General features: G+C 42.0%; 17 protein-coding genes. 7 read left to right on the top strand and 10 right to left on the bottom strand.

The annotated features are described in order from the left end of the window. Positions 1-43: 43 nt before the first annotated feature. From R8P61_27390 to R8P61_27380, 3 genes are read right to left on the bottom strand one after another with little or no spacing between them, the layout of a single operon-like run. Positions 44-943, bottom strand: coding sequence for an outer membrane beta-barrel protein (locus tag R8P61_27390; protein ID MDW3650831.1), 900 nt, complete (start codon positions 941-943; stop codon positions 44-46). Beyond that, the gene (locus R8P61_27385) at positions 940-1,809 is read right to left on the bottom strand and encodes a hypothetical protein (protein MDW3650830.1); all 870 of its coding nucleotides are present in this window, start codon (positions 1,807-1,809) and stop codon (positions 940-942) included. The genes R8P61_27390 and R8P61_27385 overlap by 4 nt, the downstream gene beginning before the upstream one ends. A gap of 45 nt (positions 1,810-1,854) precedes the next feature. Continuing rightward, positions 1,855-2,430: a sigma-70 family RNA polymerase sigma factor gene (locus R8P61_27380; protein MDW3650829.1), complete on the bottom strand. Its 576-nt coding sequence runs from the start codon at positions 2,428-2,430 to the stop codon at positions 1,855-1,857. Positions 2,431-2,656: 226 nt separating this feature from the next. On the opposite strand from R8P61_27380, the gene R8P61_27375 reads away from it, so the two are divergent. Both R8P61_27375 and R8P61_27370 read left to right on the top strand, forming a co-directional pair. Then, a complete protein-coding gene (locus R8P61_27375; protein ID MDW3650828.1) occupies positions 2,657-2,872 on the top strand; it encodes a hypothetical protein in 216 nt (71 codons plus the stop codon). A 269-nt stretch (positions 2,873-3,141) separates the two neighbouring features. Next, positions 3,142-4,191, top strand: coding sequence for a hypothetical protein (locus tag R8P61_27370; protein ID MDW3650827.1), 1,050 nt, complete (start codon positions 3,142-3,144; stop codon positions 4,189-4,191). 57 nt (positions 4,192-4,248) lie between these two features. On the opposite strand, the gene R8P61_27365 is transcribed toward R8P61_27370, so the two are convergent. The 4 genes from R8P61_27365 to R8P61_27350 form a co-directional block, all read right to left on the bottom strand. Next, on the bottom strand, positions 4,249-5,889 hold the full coding sequence (locus R8P61_27365; protein MDW3650826.1) for a carboxylesterase family protein: 1,641 nt from the start codon (positions 5,887-5,889) through the stop codon (positions 4,249-4,251). 90 nt (positions 5,890-5,979) lie between these two features. After that, the gene (locus tag R8P61_27360; GenBank protein MDW3650825.1) at positions 5,980-6,702 is read right to left on the bottom strand and encodes a class I SAM-dependent methyltransferase; all 723 of its coding nucleotides are present in this window, start codon (positions 6,700-6,702) and stop codon (positions 5,980-5,982) included. A gap of 54 nt (positions 6,703-6,756) precedes the next feature. Further along, positions 6,757-8,211 carry an alpha/beta hydrolase-fold protein gene (locus R8P61_27355; GenBank protein ID MDW3650824.1) on the bottom strand — a complete coding sequence of 485 codons (1,455 nt, stop codon included), beginning with the start codon at positions 8,209-8,211 and terminating at the stop codon, positions 6,757-6,759. A 70-nt stretch (positions 8,212-8,281) separates the two neighbouring features. After that, on the bottom strand, positions 8,282-9,517 hold the full coding sequence (locus R8P61_27350; GenBank protein ID MDW3650823.1) for a response regulator transcription factor: 1,236 nt from the start codon (positions 9,515-9,517) through the stop codon (positions 8,282-8,284). On the opposite strand from R8P61_27350, the gene R8P61_27345 reads away from it, so the two are divergent. Beyond that, entirely contained in the window at positions 9,516-10,298 is a 783-nt protein-coding gene (locus tag R8P61_27345; GenBank protein ID MDW3650822.1) for a LytTR family DNA-binding domain-containing protein, read from the top strand. The two genes, R8P61_27350 and R8P61_27345, sit on opposite strands and share 2 nt — an antisense overlap. A gap of 79 nt (positions 10,299-10,377) precedes the next feature. After that, positions 10,378-10,878: a hypothetical protein gene (locus R8P61_27340; GenBank protein MDW3650821.1), complete on the top strand. Its 501-nt coding sequence runs from the start codon at positions 10,378-10,380 to the stop codon at positions 10,876-10,878. A gap of 3 nt (positions 10,879-10,881) precedes the next feature. Here R8P61_27340 and R8P61_27335 read toward each other — a convergent pair whose 3' ends face one another. After that, complete coding sequence (locus R8P61_27335; protein ID MDW3650820.1) at positions 10,882-12,156, bottom strand: DUF5690 family protein; 1,275 nt, start codon at positions 12,154-12,156, stop codon at positions 10,882-10,884. Positions 12,157-12,876: 720 nt separating this feature from the next. On the opposite strand from R8P61_27335, the gene R8P61_27330 reads away from it, so the two are divergent. The 3 genes from R8P61_27330 to chrA are packed head-to-tail and all read left to right on the top strand — an operon-like array spanning position 12,877 to position 16,252. Continuing rightward, the gene (locus tag R8P61_27330; protein MDW3650819.1) at positions 12,877-13,950 is read left to right on the top strand and encodes a porin; all 1,074 of its coding nucleotides are present in this window, start codon (positions 12,877-12,879) and stop codon (positions 13,948-13,950) included. A 37-nt stretch (positions 13,951-13,987) separates the two neighbouring features. After that, entirely contained in the window at positions 13,988-15,121 is a 1,134-nt protein-coding gene (locus tag R8P61_27325) for a Na/Pi symporter (protein ID MDW3650818.1), read from the top strand. Between the two features lie 15 nt (positions 15,122-15,136). Continuing rightward, positions 15,137-16,252: a chromate efflux transporter gene (chrA, locus tag R8P61_27320; protein MDW3650817.1), complete on the top strand. Its 1,116-nt coding sequence runs from the start codon at positions 15,137-15,139 to the stop codon at positions 16,250-16,252. Here chrA and R8P61_27315 read toward each other — a convergent pair. After that, entirely contained in the window at positions 16,249-16,671 is a 423-nt protein-coding gene (locus tag R8P61_27315) for a GNAT family N-acetyltransferase (GenBank protein MDW3650816.1), read from the bottom strand. The two genes, chrA and R8P61_27315, sit on opposite strands and share 4 nt — an antisense overlap. A gap of 130 nt (positions 16,672-16,801) precedes the next feature. Next, the gene (locus tag R8P61_27310) at positions 16,802-18,523 is read right to left on the bottom strand and encodes a T9SS type A sorting domain-containing protein (GenBank protein MDW3650815.1); all 1,722 of its coding nucleotides are present in this window, start codon (positions 18,521-18,523) and stop codon (positions 16,802-16,804) included. Positions 18,524-18,540: the final 17 nt, after the last annotated feature.

The following is an 18,540-nucleotide window of genomic DNA, read 5'->3' as shown; positions in this document are numbered from 1 at the left end:
CCTTGCCGCCATTTTTATGTATGAAATTTCGAAGTCGAAATCTTTAGAAGTGGATTACATTGATACCAGCCGTGAATGTTTGTGTACTAGGGCCTTGTCCATCTTCAAACATTTCACTCAGGTTGTAATTGAAATAGAGGTCAAACCATCTGAAGTCGATCCGTCCAGTCAATCCATAACGGAAAGGATTGAGGTAGAAGTCTCCATTGATTTTTACTTTCCCATTCTCATCGCTTACCTGCTTGGTGCGGGCTTTCCACAATACACCCCCATATACTCCGAAGGAAACTCTCAAGCCATCATCTGAACCAGGTATGGTATTGAAGTTCAACAGGAGCGGAATCTGGAAGTAGCGAGCCATCAGGTTGTTCTTTTCGAAAGAAACGTTAGAGGCTTCGAAAGCGATTTCTTCTTGTCCTTCTACGATGGTTACATCATTTACAAAGTGATAGTAAGACCAGTCCACAGTCAAAGCTGTCTTGAGGTTTACGGCACCTCTTCCGATCAAACTTACGGTTGTAGGGAAGATGTGAAGAGCTACGTGAGAAGCCGGACGGAAATCTCTCAATTCGAAGTTGTCATTGGGAACGGCATTAACTCCATAGTTGCCATTGGCGAAATAGTTGGTGATACCGATATCCAGTCCCAGGCCATCTACATGAGATCCTTTTCTACGGCGATGCGTTTTGTGCTCATATTCTTCATCATAATCATCGTCATCATCATCGGTTTCTACAACTACTCTTCTGGTTTCGTCATCATCATCGATGATGATGATCTTCTTATTCCCTACTCTGATTTCTGTTGTAGAATCATCTTCTGATTCCTGCTCGGTCTTTTCATCCTTCTTCTCTTTATCCTGGGCCGCTACATTGCTCATCCCGAGAAACACACACATGATGATGCTCATCATTACTGTGATATAAATGTTGTTGATTTTCATAATCTTACTTTTTTGTTTCTACGCTTTTGCGTCTTGTGACTGACTGAAAATTTAAAAAGGTTGAGTTCGTAAACTTTGGATTCTCCTTTCTCAGTTTTTTCTTCATACACCTTTACAGGGGAAGCATTTTTGATCTTGTCTATTCCATTAGAGGCCAGACTAACGATCTTGTTGAAAGAAAGATCTTTTAAGTTTAGACTTCTGTCAGTATTCACCTCTGACTCTTCGGCCGGTGAGTCAAAAGCTCTGCTGACGGGTATTTTGCTTACTTCGGGTTGACGGACATCGGCAGTACTCATGGCGATGAATTCTTTTTCGATGGGCGCTATATCCAAAGCGATTTGAGACTCTTTTACTTCAATTTTTTCTTCTTGAGGAAGCACATCTGAAGAAGCCAGGTTTTTGTCCATAATCTCCTGCTTTTTCAATAAAGGCTGAGGTTTATAATCGACCTTATAAGCAGGACTGGCTTCCTTCACTTCTATTAGCTGATCTTGATTTTCTTGCTTGATAGTATTGGGTGTGATCTTTTCTTCAGCTAATTGTGGAACTACCTCATTCGTGATGATTCCTGTTTCTCCCTTAGTAGCAGGATCTTCTCTTTCTATTGGAGTAGAAATCTGCTCTTCAGCGAAACCGGATCCCGGATCTAATTCTGTTTCTGCTGGTGTACTCAGGTAGAACCAGGCAAAGATCAGAATGGTAATGGAAGCTGCTACAGAGAAATAGGGCCACAGTTTGCGGTTCTTATTTTTCTCCGGGTAAAGTTCAGCCTCGATTCCTTTCCAAAGATCGATCTGTGGTTCCGCTTCGAAATTCTGGAAGCGTTCACTGAGCAATCCCTGTATGTCATCTTTTCTCGGCATAACTTCTTATTTTTTGCTTATTCATTTGACGCGAATTCTTTAAAACTAAACGAGGTCTCCATTCCCTACTTTCCTACTATCATCCTCGTTCATTCTCGTTATTTTTTCCTGTAATATTCGTTTGGCTCTGGACAATTGAGACTTTGACGTTCCGACTGATATTTGCAGCATATCTGCGATTTCCTGGTGGGGATAGCCTTCGACTACATAAAGGTTAAAGACGGTTCGATATCCCACGGGCAATTGCTGTATAATGTCTAATATTTCATTTCTACTCATATTGCTCAATACATCCGCATTGAAATGAAGGCTTCTGGCTTCTTCGATGTCCACCATAAAGTATCGGGAGTTTCTCCGATAATGCTCTATGGATGTATGGACCATAATCCTGCGCACCCAGCCCTCAAATGACCCTTGCCTCCTGAAGGATTGGATGTTTTTAAACACCTTGATAAATCCTTCCTGCAAAATATCCTGTGCATCTTCCTGGTTGTCTGTGTAGCGCAAGCATACTCCGAACATCAAGCGATAAAATCGCTGATATAAGGCTTTCTGATACTTTGCCTCCCCTCGACAGCATCCTTCTATAAGCTCTACTTCAGAAAAGGTAGCAGTTTGCATGCAAATTAATTCTTGTGTTAAGTTCCTAATTCTATAGTATCTCTTTTAAGAGCGTTTCATAAAAGATACACGGGATAGAAGGAATTGTTTGTATAAAGGTTGCATACATATTGAAAAAAATGTGATTTTTCTTTCGGCGGGCTCTTCTACACATAAACTTAACATTTGCCTAAGCTATTCTTTACACACCCTCTCTACTTTTGCAGCCTTTATAAACAAGCACTTTATGAAAGGAAATTTCCTGCTGAGTTGCCTATTACTGATATTGATCAGCTTCCTGCTTCAACCTCGTAATTTCTCTGAAGAGAAATTGGATAGAATACCTGAGAGCGGAAGTCCTGAATTGTTTTTACCAAAACAGCCCTCCCCCTCTATCCTGAATGAAGTACATCCGGTTGATGGAATTTATTACCATGTTGATTCGCTGAAGATGGAAAGCTAGGCCTCTGTTTTATATTAAGTTAATGTGAAATAATTGTAAGTGTAGTACTAATAATCCGCTATTAAAGGGGTCTTGAGAAGCTTTTCCATTCCTTAAACACCTAAAATATAAAGCTGTATAGTAGAGGTATTTCATTTCCCTGAAGGGGATTGTATCTTGAGGTTCATTCTGAAAAGATGAAATTTCTGGTAATCAAATATACGCTTCAACCTAAGCAGATACTTTTTAACTAGCTTTAAAGCAGGCCTCACACCCCAAAATCATTCGCTATGGATTTTTCTCTTTTTGTCATGTATGCCGGATTCATCATGGCAGCTTATTCTGTTGTTGGTAATGATGTAATTCAAACGCTGGGAACTTTCCTGAGTTCTAATGAAAGGCGTCCCTGGTATATCCTCTGGCTGTATGCAGGCAGTATTCTGACTTTTGCACTGGTTTATGGATGGATGATAAATGATGGGGATGTTTCCTACGGCAGGTTGCTGGGGTCAGGCGGTTTTGAAAATCCAGCCTATCCCATGCCTGAACCTCTTTCCTGGTGGTACTTACTTCCTCCGGTTGTGCTTTTGACAATCACCCGTTTTGGTATTCCCGTAAGTACGACTTTCCTGATTCTGTCTTTCTTTGGTACTGCGGGAGTAGATTTCAGCCAATCAAATGGGATTTTTGATATGCTGATTACTTTTTTTCAGGCACCTTCATTTAGCAAGATGCTGGTAAAATCTCTATTAGGTTATGCCGTAGCCTTTGGAGCAGCAGCTATTATATATATTATCATTTCGCGCAGCCTGGAAAAGCGCTTTGCAAGTAGCGAATTGAATTTCAGTAGCAGGGAAGCTAGAATCTGGACCGCTGCCCAATGGGTTTCTACCGGTTTCCTCTGGTCCCAATGGCTGATTCAGGACTTTGCCAATATATATGCTTATCTCCCACGTCAGGTAAGTGGAACTGAAATGCTTATTTCTTTAGGAATCATTTTGGGTCTTTTAGGCTATATCTTTTATCAAAGAGGAGGAGCCATTCAGGGAATCGTTTTGTCTAAAAGTAATACGACGGATATTCGTTCGGCGACCATCATTGACTTTATCTATGGAATTGTTCTTTTCTTCTTTAAAGAACTCAATGATGTGCCTATGAGTACTACCTGGGTATTTATTGGTTTGCTTGCAGGTCGTGAACTGGCAATCAGATATAGGCTTGATGAAAAACTCAGTAGAAAGACCACCTTAAATCTCGCAGGTGATGCATGGAAAGCTAGCCTCGGCCTGGTAGTAAGTATCTTCCTGGTAATTCTGATCCAGGTAATCAGAACCAGCTAAGAACAACAACACTAAAAAAGGGAGAGCTAATAGCTCTCCCTTTTTTTATGCAAATCCTTATGCTTTCTCTTTAACATTTTCGATCTGTTTCAGCTGCCTTTCCATGCGGCGATTCAGAATATTGAATTGCTCTTCTCGATCAGAGTCTTTCATGCTATGTCCCTTTACTCCCAATTCCATCCATTGAGGATTTGAGGAGTTGAAAGTATCCCATTGCACTTCTCCTTCCAGATTTGGATTTCCACTCTTCGCAAACTGTGTCCAATATTTGATCATAGATCGGGAAAGTTTTTTATCCTCGGCATCCATGGGCAAGAGAGGCGAGTCGGTACCGTGGACAAATGAGATTTCGGCAGCATGGAAGGAGCCTGCCGTCTGTTTTTCAGAAGGAGGTACTCGCGTGAACATATAGAAATAAGAAGCAGGTCCGGATTCGGAAGCTTTCTCTGCATAGTAACGGGCTTTCGACCCAAACATCACATGCCCCAATAGTTCCTGCTCGGATTCAAATTTTCTATGCTCTATGCCCGGATATAATTCCATTAGCCGAGGAACGTCTTCCTGAAATTCTGTTTTTAAACATTCCATCATTTTATCTCCACTTAAATCCTCGTAGCGATACTCGGGTACAGGTCCCGGCAGTAAGAAGTGGATCAAAGTACCTTCATCTCTATTGCTGCCAATGATTAGGGGAACTTTCGCCTGAGCTCCTCGCTTAAAGGCAGCCAGCGGACTTTCAGGCAAAACATAGCCATCTATGGTCGGATAGAAACTTCCCCATTCAGACATGGAAGAACAAATTTTCTGGAGGTCTTTGGCTGGTAGCGCACGGAGCTGTTCGAGCTGATTGGCTCCACTGATTCCGGCCGTTTTGGCAAAATGCTTCCCTTGATCCTCAGAACTCATATACTTGGAAAACTCCTGCTTGAGTTGCGTCATTTGGCCTCCATTTGCAGGACTCTGCATAATGGCTCTGTGAAATAGTCCCCGAGCCAAAGGAGAGCTCATCATATAAGCTACAGATTCTCCCCCGGCAGATTCACCAAAGATGGTGACATTATCAGGATCTCCACCAAAATCTGCAATATGATCCTTTATCCACTTCAAAGCCGCAATCTGATCCAGGGTTCCATAATTGCCGGATACTCCCTGCTCGGATTCATCACTTAATTCAGGATGGGCAAAATATCCCATGAGTCCCAGACGATAATTTATGGAGACATATACAGTGCCTTCTTTTGCCAATGATTCTCCCACATAAAATGGCTCTGCACTTCCTCCATCCTGATGATCTCCTCCATGTATCCATACCATCACTGGAAGCTTAGTTCCCGGAGCTGGATCAGGGCTTTTAATATTGAGATATAAACAATCCTCATTTTGTTTGGGAGCCGGTACAATTCGAAGAAGGGTTTTCAGCAACCAGGTCTTGATGGGGTTCCAGCCTTGTCCTTCCATAAGGGCAAACATAAACTCGAACATCTCGACCCTTCTTTGCCAGGCAAAATTGCCATATTTATGGGCGGAGCGAATTCCCTCCCAAGCCTCAAGAGCTTGAGGAGCTTTCCATCTGAGATCGCCGACTGGTGCTTTTGCAAAGGGAATGCCATTGAAACTGGCGATACTTCCCGCTTTATTCCATTTTCCTTCCAGTTTCCCGAGTGAAGTGGAAACTACAGGGTTCTGCTTTGAAGCCATATGTAGAGTAGTTTTTATAAATCCTTTTTTCAAGATACAAAAAATCCCCGTCGAAAACGGGGATCTCTAATTTGCATATTGCGATCTCTTTTATTTTGCTCGGAGGATATATTGATACTCAAGCAATTCCGTATTCTCCTCTATTTGGGTGAAACCGGCTTCTTTCAATTCCTTCAGTACCACCTCTTTAGCAATCTTGTGATCATGTGGGGGTCCAACCGGGATTTCATGCTTGTAATAATCTATGATCACCAGCTCTCCACCATCTGCTATTCCATTAAGTACTTGCTTAAAATAAGGCACTCGATCTTCTATATGGTGATAGGTATTAACAATAAATACCATATCTACTTCAGAGGCCTCTAAAGAGGGACTATCATAGGGAAGTTTGCGCAATTCTATTCCCAAATCTTCCAGGCCGTTTTTTTCAATTCTTTGTTTGATGTAAGCTTGAAATTCATCGTCCACATCTGCTGCAATCACCTTAGCTCCGGCCTGAGCAAGAGGTACAGAAAAGTAGCCAGATCCGGCACCAATATCCATGATCTTTTTTCCCTGAATGTCGCCGAGAAATTTGATGACTTCATCTGGTTTCTGATAGGCATTTCTTTCATCAGATTCAAACCTTTCGACCAATCTATCTACAGAGGATTGATGCATGTATTCATTGGCGCCTCCGGGATGTGCCTTTTCATCATGTCTAGGTGAATGTTCTTCATTCTGATGGTGGGCTTCTTCCTGCTTTTGTTGGGTGGGATTGCAGGCAATGCTTATCGCTATAAGCATATTCAGCATGAGAAATTTGTACTTCATAATAAGTGTGATGTTTTTAACTCATCCTGAATTTACAGAGAAAATCGATGAGACTTAGTGACTGAAGTTACGCAAAGCTTCTTTCGCAGCCTCAAAATCAGGATTGAGTTTTAGGGCCTCCTCAAATTCGGCACGGGCCTTAACTTTTTGTCCAAGTCCTCCTAATAATTGGCCTTTCCTCAAATGAATATACTCCCGCTCTATCCCCATAGACGAATCATATTTTTCTTCGAATGTTTTGAGATGCTTCAAGCCCAACTTCATTTTCACCTGATGTTTAGCAGCTACTTTCGCCAATTGATAATGAAGTTTGATATCCAGTTCTTTCGCGATTCCCAATTCAGCCACCTCTATGGCAAGTTCCGCTTCATTCAGTTTTCGATCCAGGAGGTCTATCAGGCGAAAGTGGCTAAAGTATCCGGCCTCTTCATTGATTTGCAAATTGCGAAGATAGCTGGATTTGGCTTTCTGCAGGCTTTTCATGGATTCGTAGACCTGGCCTTCGATGAAATACATCGACTTATCTTCCGGATTCTCCTGATTGTATTTCTGGGTGATTTCGGAAACTGAAGGCTCATCATTTTGTATTGAAGCCATCTCATAGGCAAAAAAATAATCATTGATATTCCATTTCATCTCCAGACCGAATATCTCTCCTACCCTCTTCAATTTTCGACTAACATAAGGGATGGCTTTCTCTTCCACCTCATTGGCAATTGCTGTTGCCTGGGACTCATCCATGTGCAGAAAATCTTTATACAAGGCCTCAAGAGCAAATGGGATGGCCTGAGCTGCCATGGTCAAATGATCTGCATTGGGAAGGATCATATGCTCAAAGGAAAATTCGGGAGCTAACTCCTCAAAAAGCCTTTCATGATCATTGCCAGATTGCAGGCGAAAGGGAGCATCCTTTTCTGCAGAAGTCAGGAAGTAGTAGAGAGATTTTTTACAAATGTGCTTAGGGAGCCATTTTGCTATTTGGCTGCTATCTCTCGGCAGCAAATACTGACTGATGGGTGCATATGCATTGAAGGTAGGTGCTTCCTGAAATAGGAAATAATTGAGATAGGTCGATGAATTAGAGTGACCGAAAATACTGGAGAAACCAGAGGTCGAATAACTAGCTTCTATATGTGGGATGAGCTCTTCTTCCACATAGGCTTTGAACTTGCGGCCCTGCTCATTCAGGCCTCCCCTATCCCAGTCAAGTCCCATATCTTCATTTCTGTCTTTGAAATGAATGCCGACGACAATGCTTGGAGGAATTTTCTCCAAACCTTCCCCACTGTAATATTCCACCATGCCTGTTAGCAATCCAAACATCCATTCCGCATCAAAGGTGTAGATGCTGCTGTATTTTTTATCGGGAGAATAATCAGCCGGCTTCCAAATGGTGATCAATCTTTCCTCTCCCAAATGTGAAGAAGCAAATGAGATAGAATCAATTTGCTGGGCAATTGAAGAGAGGGAAATGAATAAAAATACGCATGCGATAATTCCTGATTTCATGTTTTTGTTTTTCCCACAAATACAGGATCAAATCAGGATTTACAGGCATTTCTATCGGTGGAAAAAGGTACTAGACCCCGGTGGATTTTTTCAAGAGTTCCTTTAATTCGGCTCTATTCGCAATTTGCAATTTGGCGTAAATGTTGTTTACATGCGTTTTAATGGTGCTATGGGAGACCGAAAGCTCATCGGCGATTTCTTTATTGCTTTTTCCTTCTGAAATCAGTTTCACAATCTTTTCTTCCTGATTGCTCAATTTGGAGAGGTCGATTTTTGGGGAAATAAGGGACTCCAATTCCTTTTGAAGTTTGCCTAATCTCCAGGCCATATAAAGTAAGAGGAGAATCAAAGCTCCGATCAATCCGCAGACCCAAAGTGGTAAGACTTCAGATTTATCATTCTTGCCCAACAATTTTTCCGCGAAATCCAGTTCCTCTTTATAGACCTTGAGCATATCACTATGGGGATAGGATTGCTGAAGTCGATCCATAAGTCTTTGGTAAAAGCCTTTGTCCTGTTTAAAGTCTTCAAGGAAATATCGATACTCTTCGCGATCCCTTTGAATGAGGTGCTCGATGCTCATCATAGCAGCCATAGCATCCTCAGATTTATTCGCGAAGGCCTTCAATTCTTTTCTTAGTTTCTGGCGAAAGCGCTTTTCATTTGCCTCACTGGAAACGGATGAAAAAGACTTATAGGCATTTAACTTCAGGGCCTCCAATTCCAGCCATTTTCCAGCCTGCTCATTTGTTGTGGATTCAATTTTGCCAAATCTTCTTTTTGTACCCGAATCCAGAAAGCGAATCGTATCCTGATTGTTTGCTACGAAAAGAATGAAGTTGGGGCCCTCTTCATAGAGGCTATAGATATAAGAATCGATCTCTTCCGGGCTTCTACTCAGATGCAGACGAAAGATCGCATTTTGCGAAGGGAGTGCATTGCCGGAAAACAGAAAGCTCCCCTCTTCATCTATTTCCGCCTTATCGATCACAGCTTCCCGATCAATCGCATAGAGATCACTATAGCTATAAACCTGAGACAAGTAGATTACTCGATCCCAGTTAGCATCCAGATTCACCCTGCCCTCAAACAGATATTGAGCAGATATATTACTACACGCCAATAAGAGGATAAGGCATAGCAGAAATCTGATCTTTTTCCCCTTCAATAACATGGAATAAATGTAGCAAAATTTCAGGCGGATGCCGATTAAGAATTCTACCAAACTCTGATTTTTCCCATCAAAGCCACAGACAGATTCGAGCAATAATCCTAACTTCTGAAAACCCTTAATACTTCTGCTCATGCAAAAAATGGGAGTTGATTTATCCGCAATCAAGCAAGCAAAATTTCTTAGGTATGCCTATCTCTTCCTGGGATTAGCATTTATTCTTATGATGATCCAGAACGCCATCCGCTATGGCGCTTATGAGCATTACAAACCCTTACGATCCATCTTCTATCTGGTCAACTCTATGCTGCTGTTTTTTCCATTGCTTCCTTTGAGTTTGTATTTGGCCAGAAAGTATCTGACAAGAAAAAAGAATCTTTATTTCCTGAGTGCGGTCTTGCTCATTCCCCTTTTGATCACGGGATTTTACCTTTGTTCCAGTGCCTCTCTTTACCTTTTCGGATATTATGAGGAAATCCTTAGTGCCCCATATGCCCGCAATTATTTTAGTCGAGAAGCGCTACTTCATATAATCGTGCTAATCGGAATCTGGATTTATGCGCATAGTCAAAAGACAAATGAGCCTGCGCCTGCTTTGATACAGGCCAGCCTGGGAAGGAAGAAGATGCAAGTCCCGATTAGTTCTATTCATTGGATCGAAGCCGATGATCATTATTTGCGCTTGTTTCGAGCAGGTGATATGTTGATCAAAAGAAGTAGCATGAAGGATATGGAAAAAAACTTGTCTCCTGATTTCCTCCGTATCCATAGAAAGTACCTGATCAATCGTTCAGAAATCGAAGGACATATGAAGGATAAACAAGGAAATTATCTACTCCTTCGTTCGGGTCATCAACTGAAAATTGGTGGTTCCTATTTACATATCCTTGAGACCCTGGGATTTCACGACAAATAGAGCCGCATTCACGAAATCCTGCTGATTTTTCGTTTGGGAGATAAAAAGCTTTTTCCATTTTGGGAAAAAGCAATTTCACATGAAAAGAAAAACATTTCTCAAAAAAGGCCTGCTGGGAGCAGGCCTCTTAAGCGCAGGCTTTTCAGGTTTTAGCCAGGACAAAACTGCCAATAACTTTTCTCTGGAAGAGATCAAGGAATTTGTCTTTGCAGCCCACAATGATTTCGACAAAGTAAAAAAGATCATCACGGAAAAACCCCTGATTCTCAATTGCGCGAATCAGTCTCAGAAAGGAGATTTTGAAACTGCCATGGGAGGCGCTTCTCATATGGGTAGGAAAGATATTGCAGATATCCTAGTTGAAAGAGGTGCTCGGCTGGATATTTTCAATCACTGTTTTCTGGGACATCTGGATTTGGTCAAATCTCTCATCAAGACCTATCCACACTACCTGAAATCTTATGGTCCCCATGGGTTTACCCTACTTCATCATGCTAAAGCAGGAAAGCATGAGGATTTTGCTAAGTGGCTGATAGATCAAGGACTTACAGAAAGACACTTCAAGCATGTCTTTAAATAATCCTTAGGATTCTTCCATCCGCAGTTTCCTCGCAAAGTATCCCATGGCCAGGAGGGTTCCTATCCCTCCTACCCAGGCCAGGGCGTAGCTGGATTGCGTAAAGAATTCTACCCAACTCAGGTCGCGGGCACCAAAGTCTTTGTACAGCAAAACGGATACGCTGCCGAGATAGCCAAAAGCATCCGCCAAATAAATGAGGAAGCCCACATTGCTGGCTTCTCGGGTGGTGGCGATCATGCGATCAAAAAGGATAGTATTGAAAGGAATATAGGCTACATAAGTAGCAATGCCTGTCATCAATATCCAGAGGTAAGCACTGATCATTTCCTGCTGAAAGGCCCAGGTCGAAAGTCCTGCCATTACGAAGCCCAAAAAGATGGCTACATGATTATACATGAGGGCTTTGAAATTGTCCTTTACTAATACAAGCAACATCAGACACAAAAGGACGATAATAGAGGCAGGGGTTTCGGTTTGGGAAAAATTATAATCATCCCCGCTAAGTTCTCCCCAGATGTCCGCCAGGAAATTATCTCTAAAATCCCGATAAGCTGATAAAGCCGTATAGGCAATTATCAGCAATATCAGTCCCACAGCAAACTTCTTAAAGAAAGCTTTTCGCTCGGCACCAGACATAGGAACTCTTTTGGTACGAGCGGCTTCATCTTCCAGAGTAGGCGGAGGAACCTGATTGAGCAGATAAACGACAATAATGATGGGCAGACTAAATACCAGTCCTGTGGTAAAAGGCATCCAATACTCACTGATACCAGCCTCCATCAACAACTTCCCTACATCCTTCACAAAGCCTGAACCAAATATAAAACTGGCACATAGCCCCAGGCCAATAACCTCAGTTTGTTTTCGCCCCTCCACATAAGAAAAGGTCAATCCCCAGATCATTCCCAAAGGAAGTCCATTCAAAAAGAGAAAAACAAAACTATAAGGAGGAGGTACGAGGGCAAATCCCAGTAGGGCCAATTCTGCAACTCCTATCAAGAGCAAAAGAATCCTTGCCCTTCTTCCACTATCCATTTCTGAGACGACCTTGATTCCGATGAATTTGGACAAGGCATAACCGGCAACCTGTGATATGACCAATATCTCTTTAAATCCTAATCCCAAAAAGCCGGGAGCCTCAGCAAAAGTAGCAGCAGTATAAGGCTTTCTGAAGGCATACATAAAAGTGTATGTGGAAAATGCCATCAGCATAGTAAAAAGGGAAAGCCAGTTGGGGTTCAGTTTTTCAAGTCTTTCCCGAATTCGAGTATTGGTCATAGAGCTTTAGGATAAATGATCTATAAGGTGGGATTTAAACGTAGCTAATCAAAATATTCCCAGGAAATAGAAAGAAAAGCGAGAGTAAGCTTAGCTAAAGAGAAAAAAAATTCTAAAAAAACACATAGGAAATCCATTGAGATTTCTGCTGAATTTTCTCACAGTAAGCCTTCATTTTAATTTAACATAGATCTCATTCCAGCCAGCCCTAGATTAATTAAATGTTAAGGTATATAATATCCAAAAATCCATAATAACCTCAATTTAAGCCATTTACTTATACAACCGTCTCATCCCATCGATTTCAAAAAGCCTATTACTTAACATTAATATAATTTATTAAACATATAATTAACATCTATTTAACTTTTGAATCATTTTTCATTGACTTAGTCCTGATACTTTCGGCTATGATCAAAAAAAGTGATCGAAAACTACTACACCAAGCATCAAATCTCTCTTAACATCATGACTAAATTTTATTCACTTTTTATTAGCTTAATGCTGTGTGGTTTTACTGTAAGTGCACAATTAAATAAAGAAGCACTCAGTTCAGCCAATAAAAACTATAAGAATCTCGGTCTTAACAAGAGCAACGTTCAATCAGGTTCGGATACCACAAAATCCCCTAGTCCCCAACAAATGCCCGAAGAGTTTCCCTCGATTAAAGCATCATTCGGAAAAGGAATATTGATCAGCCCGGTTGATAAATCTTTTTCTATGAAATTGAATTTTCGGATTCAATCTCTTGCAATGTATGAGAAGGTGGTGGGTAGCACTGACGGAGGAACTGCTTCTCTTATGATTCGTCGTTCACGGATCAAAGCTTCAGGATTTATCCTTGATCCTTCTTTTACTTATAAAGTAGAATTGGGACTGACCAATAGAGATATTGAGTCTACGCAAAGAGGAGATGATACTGATAATCCCGGTCCTATCCTTGATATGGTATTGAGATGGAATTTTGCAGGAAACTGGGTATTGGGTTTTGGTCAAACCAAATTGCCTGGTAACCGTGAGCGTATTGTTTCATCGGCAAATCTGCAATTTGTAGACCGTTCGATTGTAAACTCAAAATTCACTACGGATCGTGATGCAGGTTTTTGGTTGAGCCATTCAACCAAAGGAGATTTTGTAGTCCGCAATACGTTCGCCCTGACCTCGGGAGAAGGAAAAAACAGAAACATCGCAAAAAACCCGAATACCAAAGATGGTGGTCTTTCCTATTCTTATAGATTGGAAGCCCTGCCATTCGGTCTGTTCAATAAAAAAGGAGAGTATTTTCAAGGGGACCTGGCCAGAGAGTCAAGGCCTAAACTAGCCATAGGAGCTGCTTATAATTTCAACAATAATACCACACGCTCTCAGGGGCAATTGGGAAGTTATTTTCTTTCTGATGAACTCAAAGACATCCATACCGGATTCATTGATTATGTCTTCAAGTACAGGGGATTCTCTTTGACAGGAGAGTATGCCATCAAACATGCCAACGATCCTATTACCACTGACTCCGAAGAATTGACAGCTAAACCGGTGTATGTATTTAAAGGCTATGGCCTGTCTTCTCAAACCAGCTACGTGTTTAAAAATAACATCGAGCTAGCCGCTCGTTATTCCATCTTGAGACCGCATGAAGACATCATGGATTTGAGAAAAAATCAAAGAGATCTCACATTTGGAATCTCTAAATATATCCATGGTCATAAATTGAAAGTCCAGGCTGATGTAACCCATTCTGCTTATGGCGATCAGGAAACAGTGGTTGGAAGGTTTCAAATAGAAACTCAATTCTAATTAAACAATACTAATCTAGCGCTAAGAAGAACAATATATGTCTGCTAATACAAACCCCGGTCTAAAAGAATCAGAAATTAACTCCATGAATCTGGCCTATAAAATTGGTCAGCTTCTGGTTATTCTTTTCATATTTTTGGTTGCCCTGAACTTAATGAGCGGCAGCTTTAAATTATTTGGTAAAGGATTTGCCGAAGAATTAGTCAGTCTTACAAGCAATCCATTTGTCTCCCTATTTATAGGGATGCTTGCTACGGCTATTATTCAGAGTTCCTCTACCACAACAACCCTAATCGTGGCACTGGTGGCTTCCGGTGAAGTGGGTTTAATTGATGCCGTACCTATGATCATGGGAGCCAATATTGGTACCTCAGTAACCAGTACTATTGTCTCTCTGGGTCATATTGGAAACAAGGAAGAATACAAACGAGCTGTGGCGGGGGCAAGTGTCCATGACTTTTTCAATATCATAACCGTAATAATTGTTTTTACAATTGAAGTTACAACTGGAGCCTTAAGTTCAGCCTCACTCTGGTTGGCGGAAGTAATCGGTCCTCAGGAAGGAGAGAAAGTAGGAAGTGCGATCTTTTTTGTAAAAGATACGGCGAAAGGAATCATAGAGCTTTGCGGAAAGAATCCTTATATCACCCTTCCTTTAGGTTTGTTTGCTTTATTCTTTTCCTTGCAATTCCTGAGTAAGATATTGAGAAGTCTCCTGGTTGGAAAGATTGAGGAGAACATGAATAAATACATTTTCGGAAGACCTCTTATGTCTTTGTTGACGGGACTAATCAGTACTACTGCAGTTCAGTCGAGCTCTGTAACAAGTTCCTTGATGGTTCCTTTGGTTGCCACTGACAAAATCACCCTTGAAAGGGCCTTTCCCTTTCTGATGGGCGCAAATATTGGCACTACTACTACAGCCCTTATGGCTGCCCTCTTTTTGGGAGGTGAAGCAGCAAATGCAGCCCTGGCTTGTGCCTTTGCCCATTTGCTCTTCAATTTGTTTGGAGTGTTGATATTATTCCCGATACATGCGGTAAGACGCATTCCGATTATGTTGGCAGAAGGACTTGGAAATCTGACTTTAAAGAATCGTTTGTATGGCGTTGGCTATGTAGTGATATTCTTTTTCGTAATTCCTTTTGTATTGATTTCCCTGACAACCTAAGTTTAACTTTCGTCCATGTACCCTGAGATCATTCGCCTATTCCTAAAATTAGGAGTGAGTGCATTCGGAGGTCCGGCTGCACATATAGCCATGATGGAGGAAGAGTTCGTGAGCAAACGCAAATGGATGAGCCGCGAACACTTCCTCGATCTCATGGGGGCCACCAATCTTATTCCAGGCCCGAATTCTACAGAAATGGTCATGCATTTGGGCCTGCATCGTGCAGGTCTGGCAGGAATGTTACTGGCTGGAGCCTCTTTCATATTCCCTGCGGCATTGATGACCTTATTACTTGCAGTCTTCTACGTTGCCTACGGAGACCTGCCACAGGTTGAGCCTTTTTTGATGGGGATTAAACCGGCTGTTCTGGTGCTTATCCTGGCTGCTCTGATTAAACTGGGAAAGAAGGCCTTAAAAAAGCAAGCTTATCTCATTTTGGGGATAGGAGTCGCAGCAGCAGGACTCTGGGGATTAAATGAAGTTTTTGCCATTCTCCTGGGCGGGTTTATAGGAATGATTGCGATTCAAGCAGCCAATAAACTTAACTCCATTGCCTTATTTGCTTTACCCATCCTTAGCATCACACAGGTATCCAATGAAAAACTCCTGACGCTATTCCTGAGTTTCTTAAAAATCGGAGCGATCCTTTTTGGAAGTGGCTATGTACTGGTCGCCTATCTGGAAGGAGAGTTGGTTGAAAATCTGGGATGGCTTACGCAACAACAATTACTGGATGCCATAGCTGCCGGACAATTTACTCCCGGACCCGTGCTTACTACCGCAACCTTTGTTGGCTATCAGGTCGGAGGATATTGGGGAGCGTTACTGGCAACACTTGGGATCTTTTTACCTTCCTTTTGTTTTGTTTATGTATTAAATCCTTTGATCCCAAAATTGAGAAGTTCTGAATGGTCAGCAGCTTTTCTGGATGCAGTCAATGTCAGTGCACTTGGGATTATGGCAGCCGTTTTAATCTCTTTGACACAACAAAGTGTTTTTACTCCTTTTGACTGGCGAGCATTATTGGTTTTGGCCGTAGGAGCTTTTATGCAATTTGGACCTAAAAAATTTGGGGCTCCCTATATCGTTTTGATGGGAGCAGTCTTAGGTTGGCTGCTCAGTTTTATTTAGTTCAATTCTTTTAGCAAAAATATTTCAGGAATTGGCTCTAAACTTCCAAAGCAAAGTTGGCCACATTCGACAAATCCATTTCGCTTATGCCAGGCCAATGGCGGAGGTTCATTGCTCATGGCTGAGGTCATGAGGATTCGTTTATCGAGCGTCTTCATCTCTTTCGTCCAAAACTCTATAATAACAGAACCGATTCCTTTCTTCCGAAACTTTTCCTCCACCCAAATCATATCCATATAGGGGATATCTCCCCAGAAGAAGCTGTATCTCATGAAGGCTCGAGCCTGACCGCCAAACTCTCCTATGATATATTCATCCAATGAAAGGCACCTCCTTACCCAACTTTCCTCCACATGTTTATCCATTTTCAAGAGGTATTCAAAATCCCTTTCCTGAGCTTTTCTGGCCAATATTTCCATGTTTCCGTAGGCTTTATAGCTAAAGATCGTACAATTTTGGAAATAGCTAGCTGAGGAAAGGGCAAAAAAGAAAGGCCAGCCTCTAAAAGGCTGACCTCATTGATAATTGTCCCAGATCTAAACCAAAACCTTATTGCAGGCTCAGTTGTCCGGTTGCAAGTTTTTTACCTTGCTGTACTTTCACGAAGTACATACCAGCAGGCTCTGCAGAAAGATTAATTCTTTTATTGATCTCACCAACAAGCGGACGCTCTTCGCCTTTGAAAACCAGACGACCAGCAATGTCAAATACTTGTATGGATACCGTTTCTTCTGTCAATTCAGTTGCCGAAATTGTGAATTGTCCGTGGCTAGGATTCGGGAAGATTTTTATTGTTTTGATCAGATCTTCTTCGTCAATACTGGTAAGTGTACCTAATGGTATGGGGAAGTAATCCAGCTGATCCATATAGGTCCATTCATTGGCCCAGAAAGCAGCTGGATCAATGTCGAAGGCTCCCAGATAATCCACTTCCGTAAAGAATGGGTCAGCAGGGATAGGAGTCATGATAGGACCGAAGATCGCTTCAGCGGCTCTTGGACGAGGATCCAGGCCATTGTTTCCATCAACTCTGTCCAGGCCGGGAAAACCAGGGTCAACAACAACTTGACCTGTTCTTGCCAGCATAGCTCTTACAGAATCAGTCCCAGCTGCCAATTGAGCCAAAGAATCTGCTTTTGCAGCGGTAGAATCAGGACCATTGGTGCCGAATTTTCCGAGCGTAACGGTCCAGATGTCATCCGCATTATTTTCTGCGATGTTCCACCAGATGTTGTTTTGCAATTTCAATTCTCCGGCCAGCAAGCGATCAAAGCTATCTTCTGAACCGTTCCCCAAAATTTCAAAATCAACTCCTCTATCCTGATCAATAAAAATAGAATTGTGGTATTCACCCCCTGCATTATCGCGGAAGGTAAGCATTCTCTTTCCCTGCTCATCTCCACGACCAATGTAGGTTACGTTGAAGAATTTAGGAGTCGCAAAAGGAGCACCTGTTTCAGGGCTGGTTCCTCCATCATGCTCACCAATACGATCTGAACCGGCATCAGGAGACTGGATAGCGAAAGCAAACTGTACGTTTCCTCTCCATCCCATGTCATAATCGTAAGAATCATCTCCACAGAAAGCAGCAATGAGGTGGCTACAGTTAACCGTTCCACCAAACCACTCAAAACCATCATCCTGATTAAAGGCAACTTCTACATGATCAATGGTAGTTCCACTTCCAACACCTCCCATGGTGAATCCATTGATCTCATTTCCACCACCAATATTAGTTCCACCATGACGAATAGATACAAAGGTGATGATACCGGAGTTGTCGGCATCATCCGTAGTACCATTTAGCTCTCCAAAAAGTCCTCGCGTCTCCGTGGTAGGAATCCCTTCAATCGCTTGTTCTCCGGGAACGGTATTCGTAGAGGCGTTTCCAAGAATGATCACTCCTCCCCAAAGTCCGGTTGTATTTGGATCTAAGTCAATAGGGTTATCGGTGTCATCAGATTCAGCCGTAAAAATGATGGGATTTTCTTTTGTTCCCTGAGCGTCCAGATAGCCCCCACGTGCTACAATGAACGCAGATGCACTGGCTCCCTGTCCTGGCAGACCTTTAACAATTGTACCTGCCTCTATAGTCAAGGTGTCTCCTGAATTAACAAAGACAAATCCATCCAGGATGTAGGTAGTATCACTGGACCAGGTGGTAGTACCCGTACCAGCAGCAGTACCTGTGATTGTCTTTTCAGGATTGGTTTGCCCAAACATAAAACTGCAAAGGCTTAACAATAGGAAAGTAGAAAGAATGTTCTTCATTAGTCGATAGTTTTAGT

The organism is Bacteroidia bacterium, from assembly GCA_033391075.1.
GTDB lineage: Bacteria > Bacteroidota > Bacteroidia > J057 > J057 > JAWPMV01.
Note: the sequence above shows the minus strand (reverse complement) of the source record. Positions and strands in the feature narration are given on the sequence as shown.

What these genes read in the sequence shown, in the direction of transcription:
- R8P61_27355 (MDW3650824.1), bottom strand. Translation starts at nt 8,211, where the DNA reads ATGAAATCAGGAATTATCGCATGCGTATTTTTATTCATTTCCCTCTCT.
- R8P61_27350 (MDW3650823.1), bottom strand. Translation starts at nt 9,517, where the DNA reads ATGAGCAGAAGTATTAAGGGTTTTCAGAAGTTAGGATTATTGCTCGAA.
- R8P61_27360 (MDW3650825.1), bottom strand. Translation starts at nt 6,702, where the DNA reads ATGAAGTACAAATTTCTCATGCTGAATATGCTTATAGCGATAAGCATT.
- R8P61_27335 (MDW3650820.1), bottom strand. Translation starts at nt 12,156, where the DNA reads ATGACCAATACTCGAATTCGGGAAAGACTTGAAAAACTGAACCCCAAC.
- R8P61_27385 (MDW3650830.1), bottom strand. Translation starts at nt 1,809, where the DNA reads ATGCCGAGAAAAGATGACATACAGGGATTGCTCAGTGAACGCTTCCAG.
- chrA (MDW3650817.1), top strand. Translation starts at nt 15,137, where the DNA reads ATGTACCCTGAGATCATTCGCCTATTCCTAAAATTAGGAGTGAGTGCA.
- R8P61_27345 (MDW3650822.1), top strand. Translation starts at nt 9,516, where the DNA reads ATGCAAAAAATGGGAGTTGATTTATCCGCAATCAAGCAAGCAAAATTT.
- R8P61_27330 (MDW3650819.1), top strand. Translation starts at nt 12,877, where the DNA reads ATGAAATTGAATTTTCGGATTCAATCTCTTGCAATGTATGAGAAGGTG.
- R8P61_27375 (MDW3650828.1), top strand. Translation starts at nt 2,657, where the DNA reads ATGAAAGGAAATTTCCTGCTGAGTTGCCTATTACTGATATTGATCAGC.
- R8P61_27315 (MDW3650816.1), bottom strand. Translation starts at nt 16,671, where the DNA reads ATGGAAATATTGGCCAGAAAAGCTCAGGAAAGGGATTTTGAATACCTC.
- R8P61_27325 (MDW3650818.1), top strand. Translation starts at nt 13,988, where the DNA reads ATGTCTGCTAATACAAACCCCGGTCTAAAAGAATCAGAAATTAACTCC.
- R8P61_27310 (MDW3650815.1), bottom strand. Translation starts at nt 18,523, where the DNA reads ATGAAGAACATTCTTTCTACTTTCCTATTGTTAAGCCTTTGCAGTTTT.
- R8P61_27390 (MDW3650831.1), bottom strand. Translation starts at nt 943, where the DNA reads ATGAAAATCAACAACATTTATATCACAGTAATGATGAGCATCATCATG.
- R8P61_27380 (MDW3650829.1), bottom strand. Translation starts at nt 2,430, where the DNA reads ATGCAAACTGCTACCTTTTCTGAAGTAGAGCTTATAGAAGGATGCTGT.
- R8P61_27370 (MDW3650827.1), top strand. Translation starts at nt 3,142, where the DNA reads ATGGATTTTTCTCTTTTTGTCATGTATGCCGGATTCATCATGGCAGCT.
- R8P61_27365 (MDW3650826.1), bottom strand. Translation starts at nt 5,889, where the DNA reads ATGGCTTCAAAGCAGAACCCTGTAGTTTCCACTTCACTCGGGAAACTG.
- R8P61_27340 (MDW3650821.1), top strand. Translation starts at nt 10,378, where the DNA reads ATGAAAAGAAAAACATTTCTCAAAAAAGGCCTGCTGGGAGCAGGCCTC.